The sequence below is a fragment of the Streptomyces sp. NPDC055287 genome (assembly GCF_053646035.1).
Genome location: NZ_JBSHNE010000083.1, coordinates 1 through 12490, shown reverse-complemented (window position 1 = coordinate 12490; position 12490 = coordinate 1). Strand labels below are relative to the sequence as shown.

Genomic DNA, 12490 nt, shown 5'->3' with positions numbered 1-12490 from the left:
TACTGCAGGGGGGACCCTGTGGGAGAGTAGGACGCCGCCGAACAATCATTGTGGGAAAGCCCCGCACCTTATGGTGCGGGGCTTTTCTGCGTTCTCAGGCAGGTCGCACCAGCTTCGCGTCGTACGCAAGGATTACCGCCTGCACGCGGTCCCGCGCGCCCGTCTTCGCGAGGATGCGTGAGACGTGAGTCTTCACGGTTGATTCGGCGAGATGCAGACGCTCGGCGATTTCGGTGTTCGTCCAGCCCTGGCCGATGACGGTGAGGATCTCCAATTCCCGGTCGGTCAGGGAAGCCAGGCGCTGGTCGTTCCGTGCCGACGCTCCGTCCGCCGCGGTGGGCGGCAGGTGGTGGGCGTACGCGTCGAGGAGCCGGCGGGTCAGGCTGGGGGTGACCACCGCGTCGCCCGTCGCCACCGAGCGGATGCCGGACAGGAGTTCTTCCGGTAGCGCGTCCTTGATGAGGAAGCCGGAGGCGCCGGCGCGCAGGCCGGCGTACGCGTATTCGTCCAGGTCGAAGGTGGTCATGATGAGGACCTTCGTACGGTCCCCCGCGGCGACGATGCGGCGTGTGGCCTCGATGCCGTCCAGGCCTGGCATGCGGATGTCCATCAGGACCACGTCCGGGCGGAGGCGGTCGACCAGGCGCACGGCCTCCGTCCCGTTGGACGCCTCGCCCAGGACCGTCATGTCGTCCTGGCTCTCGAGGAGCATGCGGAAGCCGAAGCGCTGCATGGGCTGGTCGTCGGTGATGAGCACGGTTGTCACGGCTCGGGGTCCTCGTTCCGGGGGAGATGCAGGTGGACGCGCCAGCCGCCCGACGGTCGGGCGCCGGCTTCGAGTGTGCCTTCGTACAGGGCTGTTCGTTCGCGCATGCCCGTGATGCCCCGGCCTTCGGGGGCGGGTGGCGATGTGCTGCTGGTGCTGCTCGTGTCGGTGATGGTTGCGGTGATGGCCTTCGGGGTGCAGGTGACGTCGACCTGCGCGGTCGCGTCGGGGCCCGCGTGCTTGAGGGTGTTCGTCAGGGCTTCCTGAACCACGCGGTAGACGGTGAGCTGCTGGCCGGGTCCCGGTGGTTCGGAGGCGGGGTGGCTGCTGGCCGTCATGCGTACGGGCAGGCCTGCGGCCCGTACGGCGTCCATGAGTTGGTCCAGGTCGGTGAGGGTGGGCTGCGGGGTGAGGTCGGCCGGCGGCGGTTCGTCGTCGCGCAGCACGCCGAGGAGGCGGCGCAGTTCCGTCAGGGCACTGCGGCTGGTCGTGCTGATGGCGTCGAGGGCCTGGACCGCGCGCTCCGGGGAGTTGGCCGCGGCGTATCTGCCGCCGTCCGCGAGGCCGGTGATGACCGACAGGTTGTGGCCGATGATGTCGTGCATCTCGCGGGCGATTCGGGTGCGTTCGGCGGCGGCGGCCAGCTGGGCCTGCTGGTCGCGTTCGGTCTCCAGGCGGCGGGCGCGGTCGACCAGCGCCTCTGTGTAGTCCCTGCGCGTGCGGACCGCGATGCCGAGGAGGGTGACCATGCCGAAGGCCCAGATGCCCGGGACGACTTGCTCGTCCCAGCCGTCGCCGGGGAAGCGGATCGCGCCCGCCACGGCAGGGCCCAGCACCAGGGCTGCCGCCCACCAGAGCGTGTTGAGCGGGAGGCGCAGCGCGATGTTGAAGACCAGGAAGAGCTGGAGCAGGGCCGCTTGCAGGACGGCGCCGGTCAGGCTGTTGGCGAGGGCGACGAACGACATCGCCGTGAGAACGGGCAGCGGGTGGCGGCGGCGCCACAGCAGGGGCACCGAGAGGCCGAGGCTCATCGAGCGGACCAGCCAGTCGGGCAGGTCCGCGTTGTGTGCGATGGTCCGCCAGCCGCCCTCGCCGTAGTCGATCATCGCGGCCGTCACGAAGAAGCCGGTCAGCAACAGGTCCCAGACCAGCGGGCGGCGCCGGTCGAAGGCGCGTATGCGCTGCATGAGGTGCTGTATTCGCCGGGTGAGCGCCGGGGCGCCCGTGGACCATTCCTGGTCCCGGGCGCCGGGGTCGCTCCTGCGGGCGTGCGTCACCCGTACATCCTCGTACGAGTGCCCTGTGCGCGGGAGTTCATACGTCACGGCGCTTCAGCGCGAAGCCTGCCACCGCGAGCGAGGCGGCCGCCCACAGGACCATGGCGAGCAGCGCTGTCCCGGGTGACGCGGCCCCCGGGACGGTCTGGGCGGAGGTGAGGGCCTCCACCGCTTTGGACGGGAAGTACTCCACTGCGTCGCCGACGGCGGCGTACGGCAGCATGCCGAGCACCTCGGGGAGGATCATGACGCCGCCGATGAAAGCGCCGATGGCTCCCGGGACCGAGCGCAACAGGGCGCCGAGGCCGAGGGCGATCAGGCCGAGCAGGGTCAGGGCCGCCGCGCTGCCGGCCAGGGCACGGGTCACGCCCGGGTCGCCCAGTGAGGCGGCCTGGTCGGTGCCGGAGAGGAAGAACTGCGCGGTGAGGAAGGTGACGAAGGCCGTGATGAGCGTGAGGGTGAAGGTGACCGCGGCGAAGACGGCGGCCTTGGACCACAGGACGGGCAGCCGACGGGGTACGGCGGTCAGGGTGGCGCGGATCATGCCGGTCGCGTACTCGCCGGCGGTACTGAGGATGCCGAGGACGGCGAGTGCGATCTGCGAGAACTGGATGCCGATCAGGATGAGGACGACGGTGTCGACGTCCCCGTCGCCGCCGTCGGAGGTGTAGGTGATGCCCATGAGCAGGCCGATTCCGAGCGTCAGTGTGCTCGCTGTGAGGAGGGTGATCCACGAGGAGCGCAGGGTCCACAGTTTGTGCCACTCGGAGCGCAGGACGCGGGCGGGGGTCACCGGGTGGGTGAGGGTGCTGCTCATGCTGCGGCTCCTTGGAGGGGTGTGGCCTGGTATTCGACGGCGTCGCGTGTCAGGTCCATGAAGGCCTGTTCCAGGGAGGCGGTCCGTGGGGTGAGTTCGAAGAGGGGGATGGAGTGCGCGGCCGCGGTGCGGCCGATGTGTTCGGTGTCCGTACCGCTGACGTGGAGGGTGCCGGGGGTGGGGGAGGTGATGTCGACGGCGCCGTGGCCTTCGGCGGTGAGGAGGTGGGAGAGCCGACCGGCTTCGGGGGTGACGACCTTGATGGCGCCCTGTGCCGAGTTCCGTACGAAGTCGGCGACCGTTGTGTCGGCGAGGAGCTTGCCGCGGCCGATGATGACGAGGTGTTCGGCGGTCAGGGCCATCTCGCTCATCAGGTGGGAGGAGATGAGGACCGTACGGCCTTCGGCGGCGAGGGACTTGAGGAGGGTACGGATCCACAGCACGCCTTCCGGGTCGAGACCGTTGACCGGCTCGTCGAGGATGACCGTGGCCGGGTCGCCGAGCAGCGCGGCCGCGATGCCGACGCGCTGGCCCATTCCGAGCGAGAAGCCCTTCACCCTGCGGTGGGCTACGTCGGAGAGGCCGGCGAGTTCCAGTACGCGGGTGACGCGGCTGCGGGAGATGCCGTGGGTGTGGGCGAGGGCCATGAGGTGGTGGTGGGCGGTGCGGCCGGGGTGGACGGACCGCGCCTCGAGGAGGGCGCCGACCTCGTGGAGCGGGGCGGCGTGGGCGGCGTAGGGGCGGCCGCCGACGGTGGAGTGGCCGCGGGTGGGCGCGTCCAGGCCGAGGAGCATGCGCAGGGTGGTGGATTTGCCGGCGCCGTTGGGGCCGAGGAAGCCCGTTACGGTGCCGGGGCGGACGGTGAACGTGAGGCCGTCGACGACAGTCTTGTCGCCGTACCGCTTGGTGAGTCCGACTGCTTCGATTCCGCTCTCGGGGCTGCTGGTCATGGAGTCGACGCTACGGAGCGGGCGGCGGTGCATCGTCCGACCGTGGGCGGGGAGCGGGGTGCGCCGGGTAGTACCGGGGTACGACGCCGAAAGGGGTTGGCTCAGGGGTCGGGGCCGGGTGAGTATCGCTGCATGGACTGTGTGATTCGGCCCGTGCGTGCGGGTGAGTGGGCCAGGGTGAAGGAGCTGCGGCTCGTCGCGCTGCGGGATCCGCTGGCGGCCATCGCGTTTCTGGAGACGTACGAGAAGGCCGCGGCGGAGCCGGATTCCTTCTGGGAGGAGCGTACGGACAGGGCCGCCGAGGGCGGGGGCGTGCGGCAGTTCGTCGCGGAAGCCGTGGACGGGCGGTGGGTCGGGTCGGTCAGCGCGCTGGTCGAACGGGCCGGCTCGGAGCAGGTCTTCGGCGGTGCGCCGTTGGTCGACCAGGTCCATGTGGTGGGCGTTTACGTGCGGCCCGAGGCGCGGGGGACCGCAGTGGCGCAGGAGTTGTTCCGGGCCGCGCTGGAGTGGTCGTGGGGGCTGACGGAGCCCCGGGTCGAGCGGGTGCGGCTGTACGTGCACGAACGGAACGGGCGGGCGGAGGCGCTCTACGGCAAGGCGGGGTTCGCGCGCAGCGGGGTGACGGTGGCGGTGGCGGAGGATCCGGGGGCGAAGGAGTACGAGATGGTGACGGTACGGCCGCCGGCTTCCCCGAGCACGCCCTAACCCGCGGTCAGGGTGTGGTCCGGCCAGCGGGCTCGCCCCTGCTCCTGGGAACGGAGCAGGACCAGGGTCGGCAGGCCCTGGTCCTGACCGGTCGACAGCAGCTCGGGAAGCTGGGGAAGCGGAGCCACGGCCGCGACGTCGTCCAGGACGAACGTCATTGGTGGGTCGAGCCGACCGTCGGATGACCGTGCGGCCATGCGGCGGCCGTGCTCGACCACGCTTGAGGTGAGTGCGGTGAGCAGAGGCATCGCTCCGGGACGCGATTTGGGGTCCTCGATTGCTTCACCCACCACATAAAGGGTGCCCCCCTCGTCCGCAAATGATTCCAAGGTGACCGAATCGTTTCGATTGGGTGTGCAGGCCTCGCGAATGTGGATCGAGGACAGCGCGGCGAGGGCCCTCGCCGTCAACTCCTGGGCGATCTCGCGGCGTTCCGGGTACGCCGTGAGCGCCGACTCGAGGAGCCCCGCGGCGCCGCTCGACGCCTTGGGGTGCGTGCGGAGGATACGTACCGGCTCGTGCGCGCTGTGCCCCTGCGCCCAGCGGTGCACCTGGCGGACGGGGCGGCCGTCCACGGCGGCGGCGTGCAGCCAGCCGCTCAGCAGCGTCTCGGCGGTGTCGGCCATCGCGGCGTCGAGCCGCGCCTGGGGCCGTATGGGCGCCAGCAGCGCCACGGCTCGTGCGGCGGCGATGTCGGCGCGCTCGCAGCCGGTGGTGGGGGACCAGTGGAGGCGGGCGGGGGTGTCGCAGAGGTGCCCGGGGTCGTACACGAGGACGGGGCCGAGCTTGGCGCGCGCGTCCTTGGTCTCGGCCCACACGGTGGGGTCGGACGTGACGACGAGCGCGGGGCCCGCGGCGTCGAGCACGGCCTGTACGGCGGTGGGCCGGCGGGTTTCGGGGCTGCCGTAGAGGAGGCGGGGGGCGCGGGGGGCGGGGACCGCCGGGAGCCCATCCCATCCGGCTGGCGCAGGTTGCGGGGGGTGGGGGTGGGCTTGGGGGGCGGTGCCGGGCGGGGCGTACGGGCCTGGTGTCGCGCCCGGGGCGGCGGCTTGCGGGGGGCTCGCATGGGCACCTGGGAGGCGGTCCAGGCCCGCGCCCGCACCCGCGCCCAGGCCCGCGACCACGGTCACGCCGTTGGCGTGGGCGATGTCCGGCGGGGCGTCGGTGGGGAGGCCGCCACCGGCAGACGCGTTCGCGGGGTGCATGCCGACGGGCGTGCCCGCGCCTGCGTGAAGTGGTCCTCCCCGGCCGTATGCCGCACCCTCGTGCGGCAGGCCGTCAGACGGCCCGTGCTCGGGTCCAGTTGCGGAGTGCGGCGGCCCCCCGGGCGGCATGCCTTGGCCCGTTGCGGCGCCCGCGGCGGCGTACGAACCGGGCGGGGCGGCTCCCGGGCCGCCTTCCACCGCTGCCGCCTTAGAGGCGCCCGCGCCTGTTCCCGCGCCCGTTCCTGCGCCCGTTCCCGCGCCCGCTCTCGCTCTCGCCGTCTCGCGTTGCGCCTTCAGGCGGGCCAGTACGCCCAGTACGAAGATCGTCAGTACGCACAGCACCATCAGCTCACCGATGAGCAGGCCCCAGAACAGCCCGTACCCCGACAGCTGGTCCGGCGGTGTGTCCGGCCACGCCGCCGGGATGTCGTGCGGCGCGCCCATCAAGCGGCGCAGGGCCAGCGGCGTACGCGCGAACGTGACGCCGTCCGGCCACGCGCCGTGGGCGAACAGGCCCGCCAGGCCCGTCGCCAGCCACGCCAGGATCGTCAGGCCCAGCAGGAACGCCAGCAGGCCGACCAGCAGAGAGTCGGGGATGCCGCGCTCGCCCTGCTGGTGGTGGCCCTGCTCCCTGTCGTTCTGTCTCATCTCAGGCGACCGTCGATTCCGAGGACGAGGGTTCGTTCATGTGCTGCTCGATGAGCGCCGCCCTCTGCTCCGCCTCCAACTCCGCGGCTCGCAGGTCCTCCGAGATCATCTCGGCCGAGGTCTCCGTCATGGCGCGGTCCGTGAAGACGAGGGGGCGTTCGGCCTCCGTGATCAGGTGTTTGACGACCTGGACATTGCCGTTCACGTCCCATACGGCGATGCCCGGGGTCAGGGTCGGAATGATCTCCACCGCCCAGCGCGGCAGGCCGAGCACCCGTCCCGTGGCCCGCGCCTCGTCCGCCTTCTGGGCGTAGATCGTGCGGGTCGACGCCATCTTCAGGATCGCTGCCGCCTCCCTGGCAGCCGCGCCGTCGACCACGTCGGACAGGTGGTGGACGACGGCCACGAAGGAGAGCCCCAGACGGCGGCCGAACTTCAGCAGCCGTTGGAAGAGCTGGGCGACGAACGGGCTGTTGATGATGTGCCACGCCTCTTCCACCAGGAAGATGCGCTTCTTGCGGTCCGGCCGGATCCAGGTGTGCTCCAGCCACACGCCGACGATCGCCATCAGGATCGGCATCGCGATCGAGTTCCGGTCGATGTGGGACAGGTCGAAGACGATCAGTGGCGCGTCCAGGTCGATGCCGACCGACGTAGGGCCGTCGAACATGCCCCGCAGATCACCGTCGACGAGCCGGTCCAGTACGAGCGCGACGTCCAGACCCCAGGCCCGTACGTCGTCCAGGTCGACGTTCATCGCCTCCGCCGACTCAGGCTCGGGGTGGCGCAGTTGCTCCACGATGTCCGTCAGGACCGGCTGCCGGTCGACGATCGTCTCGTTCACGTACGCGTGCGCGACCTTGAGCGCGAAGCCGGACCGCTCGTCGAGGCCGTGGCCCATGGCGACCTCGATGATCGTACGGAGCAGGGCGAGCTGCCCCGTCGTCGTGATCGAGGGGTCGAGGGGGTTGAGGCGGATGCCGCCGTTGAGGGCCGCCGTCGGGTCGAGCCGGATGGGGGTTATCCCCAGCTCCTCCGCGATCAGGTTCCACTCGCCGACCCCGTCCTCGCCCTGCGCGTCGAGGACGACGACCTGCCGGTCCTTGAAGCGAAGCTGACGCAGGACGTACGTCTTCTCCAGCGCCGACTTGCCGTTGCCGGACTCGCCGAGGACCAGCCAGTGCGGCGCCGGGAGCTGCTGTCCGTACAGCTGGAAGGGGTCGTAGATGTAGCCCTTGCCGCTGTAGACCTCGCGGCCGATGATCACGCCGGAGTCGCCGAGGCCGGGAGCCGCGGTCGGCAGGTAGACGGCCTGGGCCTGGCCCGTCGACGTACGGACAGGAAGTCTGGTCGTCTCGACCTTCCCGAAGAGGAAGCTGGTGAAGGCATCCGTGACGGCGGACAGCGGATCTCGCATGGCGGGTCTGCCCTCTCGGCTAACGACGGATACCGGTGGCGAACGGCAAGGTGTTGACGAACGCCCGGTGGTGCTCGCGGTCGCACCACTCCAGCTTCAGATACGACTTCCCGGCCGAGGCCCTGATGGTCCGCTTGTCGCGGGCCAGCGCCTCGGGTGAACGCGACGACACAGTGATGTACCCGACCAGGTTGACCCCGGCCGCACCGCTCGCGAGATCTTCACCCCGCTGGTCGAGCCGGCCGTGCGCGGCGATGTCGCGCGGGTCGACGGTGCGGTTCATCTTGGCCTGACGGCTTGCTTCCGCCTCGTCGTTGGTCTTCTCGGTCAGCATCCGCTCGATGGCGATCTCGGTGGGTTCGAGGTCCATGGTGACCGCGACCGTGCGGATCACGTCGGGGGTGTGGACGAGCAGCGGGGCGAGGAAGTTGACGCCTACCGGCGTCATCGGCCATTCCTTCACCCAGGCGGTGGCGTGGCACCAGGGCGCGCGGGTGGACGACTCGCGCGTCTTGGCCTGGAGGTACGTGGCCTCCATGGCGTCCAGCTCGGCCGGCCAGGCGTTGCGCTTCGTCATGGCCTGGATGTGGTCCATGGGGTGGTCGGGGTCGTACATCGAGTGGACGAGGGACGCGAGGCGCCCCTGGCCGAGGGGCTGGCGTACGCGGATGTCCGCCTCCGCGAGCCGCGCGCAGATGTCGGTCAGTTCGCGCGCCATGACGACGGCGAGGCCGGAGTCGCGGTCGAGCTTGCGGCCGCCGTGGGGGCGGGCGGCGCGGGCCATGGCGTTGGCCTCGGCGGCGAGCTCGCGGGAGTAGTGCATGCAGGCGACGAGGTAGGCGCGGTGCTGCTCGCTGGACGTGGAGACCATGGACTGGAGCTGGTCGTACGACTCCTTCAGCCAGCCGGGGGCGTGCGCGTCACCGCGCTGGGCGACGTCCTTGGCGTGGGCGTCGGGGTCGGCGGGGAGAGTGCGGGCGAGCATCTGGAGGCGGGTCACGAACCCGTCGCCGTTGGCGACGTGCTTGAGCAGCGTGCCGAAACGGTCCACCAGCGCTTCCTGGTCCTCGCTGTCGCGCAGGCCGACGCCGGGCCCCTCGATCTCGATGCAGGCCGTCACGGTCCGGCGGTCGGCGTGCAGGAGCACGGCGATCTCGTCGGGGCCGAAGGGGGCGGCGAGCCAGTTGATGCGCCCGATGCCCGGGGGCGGGCCGACCTCCACCTCACGGCCGTCGCTGCGGACGCCGGCTTCCATGGCGCCGCTGCGGTACGTCGTGCCGTTGCGCAGGGTCCGCTTGTAACTGCGGTTGATCTCGAACCATTTGTAGAAGGTGCGGTGCTTGTACGGGACGTACACCGCCATCAGGGCCAGCATCGGGAAGCCCATGAGCAGCACGATCCGCAGGGACAGGACGGGGACCAGCAGCCCGCTCATCATGCCGAGGAACGCGCCGGCGATGATCAGCGCGATCTCGCCGGTCTCGCGGTTCTTGCCGACGATCGCGTTCGGCCGGGCGCGGCCGATGAGATACGTACGGCGGGGCGTGATCGGTTGGGACTGCGTCGTCAACGCCCTGCACCTCCTGTGCTGTTGTTGCCGGTGCCTGTGTTTCCGGTACCGCGGTTCGTGTGAGTGCTGTTGCTACGGGGCGAGGGCGCGGCGGAGGGAATAATTCCGCCCCCGCCTCCGGTCGCTCCCGCGGCTCCGCCTGCTCCGCCGCCGGAGCCGCGGGAGCTGTGGGCGGCCACGCCGCCGCTGACGGGGTTGGCCTGGCGGGGCGGGGAGCTGTTGCCGCCCCGGTCGCCGCCTCCGCCGCCACGGCTGCTGTGGGTCTTGATGCCCTGCGAGACGAGGGCGGCGGGGGAACTGATGACGGCGGCCGCCTGGGCGCCGTCGGTGGCCTTGTTGCGATTGCTGCGGGCGGAGGCGATCTCGTCTCCGAAGCCGGGCACGAAACGGTAGATCATGCCCGAGGCGAAGATCGCCAGCAGGATGATGGCGAGGCCGGAGACGACGGCGGAGAAGGCGTTCGGCCCGTCGTCGGCGGAGAGGGCCCCGGCGAGGCCGAGGACGATCACGATGACGGGCTTGACCATGATGATCGCGATCATGATGCCGGCCCAGCGGCGCACGTGGCCCCACATGTTCTTGTCGACGAGCCCCGCGTAGACGACGACGCCGAGGAGCGCGCCGACGTAGAGCAGCAGGGCGCGGATGAACAGCTCCAGGAAGAGGATGCCGGCGGCGAGGATCGTCACGAGGGACACGACGATCAGCATGATCGGCCCGCCGCCGATGTCGTCGCCCTTCTTGAGCGCCTCGGCGAAGGACCCGAAGAACACATCGGTCTGCCCGCCGGTGCCGGCGGCGATGACCTCGGTGACGCCGTCGGTGGCGGACACGACGGTGTAGAGGATCAGGGGCGTGAAGGCGGACGCGAGGACGGTGAGCCAGAGGAACCCGATGGCCTCGGACAGCGCGGTCGCGAGCGGCACGCCACGGATGGCGCGCTTGGCGACGGCGAGCAGCCAGAGGACGAGGGTGAGGATGGCGGAGGCGGCGAAGACGACGGCGTACTGCTGGAGGAACTTCGGGTTGGTGAAATCGACCGTGGCGGTCGATTTCACGGCGTCGCTGAGCTTCCCCACGATCCAGGCGGCGGCGTCGGCGCAGCCCTTGGCGAGGGAGGAGAGGGGGTCCAGGGACTCGGTGGGGTCGGTGGGGGCGCGGAGACGGGAGCCGCCGCCTTCGCCGTCCTCGCAATATTCCTTGGCAGGGCCGATCAGCAGATCACAGGGGTCGTCACTCTTGCCGGGGGACGGAGGCGGAGTCGGCGCGGCGGCAGCCCGGGCTGCGAAGAGCATGACGGCAGCCTGTACGGCTGCCAAGGTGGCGACGGCCGACTGGACGCGGGGGCTACCTGGCATAAGTGAACCCTCCGTACTCCGCGACCGCGTCGCTGATTTCGTCGGAAGTCGCCGCTGCGACGTCCCCGGGAACGGGAGCGGGACCGTCCTTTTGGGAGTCCGACGTGACCTTCCAGTCGTTGTTGGTCCACTTCAGATTGAAGGTCCAGGTCTTCCAGGTACTGCTCACTGGGTCGGTCGATCCCGGTCCGGACATGCCGATCAGGCCCGTGTACCAGACGGAGACCCTGGCGGTGGATCCGCCGTAGCTCTCCACCTTTGTGCCGACTGGGATGGTGCGCGAGACAAATGTGTCACCCGCCGGCGGGCTTCCGGCTGCATCCAGGCCGAGCTTCTGCAGGAAATCGGCTGAGTATGCCTTGTCCTGAGGGCCTCTCAGCTTCTCGGCGGCCGCGGGCACATACACCGTGTCGACGATCTCGTGGCGGGTGTCCTCCTTGAACATCCCGTCCGAGCCGAGGGCCACCGCGTAGTTGGAGGCTGCGGACTGCGCGCCCTGTTCGTCCTGTGCGAAGCCGGATGGGATCGTCCCGTTCTTGCCTGCGACCGGCTTCACGCCCGTCGCAGCCGTAGGCTCCGCCGCGCCGCCCCGCTTCGCCTCACTGCCCGAACCGGTCTCACCACCACCCTGATTCGCGAATGCGATAGCCGCGATCAGCAGCACCACCACGCCCACCACGGTGATCAGGGAGCGCGAGGTCCGTACGGGCCGTCGCGCGCCCCCGTACACATCGCTCCCACCGCCCTCGGGAAGGCGTGTGCGGGTCTGGCCGGAGCCGCCGACACGGTCCGAACGACCGCTGTCGCTGCCGAAGCCGTGCTCGTCGCCGAGACTCATGCCGCGTGCGCCCCCTCAACCGTTTGCAGTTCCGCGTAGTACGACGGTAGCCGTGCTGGTTCCCGCGCGGGCGCGGTGTGGTGACTCGACATCAGGGAGACGCAACCTCAGCCAATGGGCACGACGGACGGGTGGGGTGGGGGGAATGGGCCGGGAACATCCGGTGCTGGCTGACGGTCGGTTAAACAGCCATCCCGTACACGATGGTGAAGAGCGTGCCGAGCGAGCCGATGATGAAGACGCCGGTGAGGCCGGCGACGATCAGCCCCTTGCCCTGTTCCGCGCTGAACGTGTCCCTCAGAGCCGTCGCGCCGATCCGCTGCTTTGCGGCTCCCCAGATGGCGATTCCGAGGCAGAGGAGGATGGCGACAGCCATCACGACCTCGATCATGATTCGGGCTTCGTTCCCCAGGGTCCCGAACGGACCCCAGTTCGGGGCGATTCCACCGATGATGGTGGTGATGTCGCCCTTTTCGGCTGCCAGGTTCATGTAAGTCACCGCCCCTGTCGGGTAGTTCGTCGCCCCCGCCGCACGGCAGGGGTCACGCTCTATCTTCGCTGATGAAACCGCACTGGTATGTCGACTTCGTGGCTGTCTTTACCCGACCTCCGCACGTATGGCCGGTCGGACCGCGCTGACCTGCGGTGCCGACCGGTTGTATTCGGAAACGCGTATGGTCACTCTGTGTATCACGAGGGGTGACTCCGGGCAATGACTGGCGTTATGCACCTTTGGTCGGACGTGGTTGCGGAGGGGGGCGGCGGGGGTCGGCGGCTGCTTCCGGGGGCCGGACTCGCCGTGTCGGAACTACGCCGTGTCGGAAGTCGCGGTGTCGGATCGCTTCTGGGGGTTTCGGGCCGTCCCTGGGCGCTTGAGTGTCGGTGGGCCGGGGTGGCGCGTCAAGGGCGCTCCTGCGTCGCGTCGCTGCGCGATGGGCC

The 12490-nt window shown here is 70.3% G+C and carries 11 protein-coding genes; 1 reads left to right on the top strand and 10 read right to left on the bottom strand.

The genetic code is table 11. The features are described 5' to 3' along the window. Positions 1-94: 94 nt before the first annotated feature. From ACWIHY_RS39200 to ACWIHY_RS39185, 4 genes are all read right to left on the bottom strand, one after another. The gene (locus ACWIHY_RS39200; RefSeq protein WP_454381439.1) at positions 95-766 is read right to left on the bottom strand and encodes a response regulator; all 672 of its coding nucleotides are present in this window, start codon (positions 764-766) and stop codon (positions 95-97) included. Continuing rightward, positions 763-1953, bottom strand: a complete 1191-nt coding sequence (locus tag ACWIHY_RS39195; RefSeq protein WP_454381440.1) for a sensor histidine kinase — start codon at positions 1951-1953, stop codon at positions 763-765. Before ACWIHY_RS39195 ends, ACWIHY_RS39200 begins: the two co-directional genes overlap by 4 nt. A gap of 127 nt (positions 1954-2080) precedes the next feature. Next, positions 2081-2860, bottom strand: a complete 780-nt coding sequence (locus ACWIHY_RS39190; protein WP_454381438.1) for an ABC transporter permease — start codon at positions 2858-2860, stop codon at positions 2081-2083. Continuing rightward, positions 2857-3810 carry an ABC transporter ATP-binding protein gene (locus tag ACWIHY_RS39185; RefSeq protein WP_454381437.1) on the bottom strand — a complete coding sequence of 318 codons (954 nt, stop codon included), beginning with the start codon at positions 3808-3810 and terminating at the stop codon, positions 2857-2859. The genes ACWIHY_RS39190 and ACWIHY_RS39185 overlap by 4 nt, the downstream gene beginning before the upstream one ends. A 132-nt stretch (positions 3811-3942) precedes the next feature. Between ACWIHY_RS39185 and ACWIHY_RS39180 the strand changes: the two genes are divergently transcribed. Continuing rightward, complete coding sequence (locus ACWIHY_RS39180; RefSeq protein ID WP_454381436.1) at positions 3943-4515, top strand: GNAT family N-acetyltransferase; 573 nt, start codon at positions 3943-3945, stop codon at positions 4513-4515. On the opposite strand, the gene ACWIHY_RS39175 is transcribed toward ACWIHY_RS39180, so the two are convergent. From ACWIHY_RS39175 to ACWIHY_RS39150, 6 genes are all read right to left on the bottom strand, one after another. Beyond that, on the bottom strand, positions 4512-6368 hold the full coding sequence (locus ACWIHY_RS39175) for a type VI secretion protein (RefSeq protein WP_454381435.1): 1857 nt from the start codon (positions 6366-6368) through the stop codon (positions 4512-4514). The genes ACWIHY_RS39180 and ACWIHY_RS39175 overlap by 4 nt on opposite strands. A 1-nt stretch (position 6369) precedes the next feature. After that, positions 6370-7785, bottom strand: a complete 1416-nt coding sequence (locus ACWIHY_RS39170) for an ATP-binding protein (protein ID WP_454381434.1) — start codon at positions 7783-7785, stop codon at positions 6370-6372. 19 nt (positions 7786-7804) lie between these two features. After that, positions 7805-9355: an SCO6880 family protein gene (locus ACWIHY_RS39165; protein ID WP_454381433.1), complete on the bottom strand. Its 1551-nt coding sequence runs from the start codon at positions 9353-9355 to the stop codon at positions 7805-7807. Next, on the bottom strand, positions 9352-10713 hold the full coding sequence (locus ACWIHY_RS39160; protein ID WP_454381432.1) for a hypothetical protein: 1362 nt from the start codon (positions 10711-10713) through the stop codon (positions 9352-9354). Before ACWIHY_RS39160 ends, ACWIHY_RS39165 begins: the two co-directional genes overlap by 4 nt. Next, entirely contained in the window at positions 10703-11551 is an 849-nt protein-coding gene (locus ACWIHY_RS39155; protein ID WP_454381431.1) for a hypothetical protein, read from the bottom strand. The genes ACWIHY_RS39160 and ACWIHY_RS39155 overlap by 11 nt, the downstream gene beginning before the upstream one ends. Before the next feature lie 181 nt (positions 11552-11732). Beyond that, positions 11733-12041 carry a hypothetical protein gene (locus tag ACWIHY_RS39150; protein ID WP_138899619.1) on the bottom strand — a complete coding sequence of 103 codons (309 nt, stop codon included), beginning with the start codon at positions 12039-12041 and terminating at the stop codon, positions 11733-11735. Positions 12042-12490 lie beyond the last annotated feature (449 nt).

Coding starts and splice junctions, on each gene's coding strand:
- ACWIHY_RS39195 (WP_454381440.1), bottom strand. CDS start 1,953: ATGCAGCGCATACGCGCCTTCGACCGGCGCCGCCCGCTGGTCTGGGAC.
- ACWIHY_RS39190 (WP_454381438.1), bottom strand. CDS start 2,860: ATGAGCAGCACCCTCACCCACCCGGTGACCCCCGCCCGCGTCCTGCGC.
- ACWIHY_RS39185 (WP_454381437.1), bottom strand. CDS start 3,810: ATGACCAGCAGCCCCGAGAGCGGAATCGAAGCAGTCGGACTCACCAAG.
- ACWIHY_RS39180 (WP_454381436.1), top strand. CDS start 3,943: ATGGACTGTGTGATTCGGCCCGTGCGTGCGGGTGAGTGGGCCAGGGTG.
- ACWIHY_RS39175 (WP_454381435.1), bottom strand. CDS start 6,368: ATGAGACAGAACGACAGGGAGCAGGGCCACCACCAGCAGGGCGAGCGC.
- ACWIHY_RS39170 (WP_454381434.1), bottom strand. CDS start 7,785: ATGCGAGATCCGCTGTCCGCCGTCACGGATGCCTTCACCAGCTTCCTC.
- ACWIHY_RS39160 (WP_454381432.1), bottom strand. CDS start 10,713: ATGCCAGGTAGCCCCCGCGTCCAGTCGGCCGTCGCCACCTTGGCAGCC.
- ACWIHY_RS39155 (WP_454381431.1), bottom strand. CDS start 11,551: ATGAGTCTCGGCGACGAGCACGGCTTCGGCAGCGACAGCGGTCGTTCG.
- ACWIHY_RS39150 (WP_138899619.1), bottom strand. CDS start 12,041: ATGAACCTGGCAGCCGAAAAGGGCGACATCACCACCATCATCGGTGGA.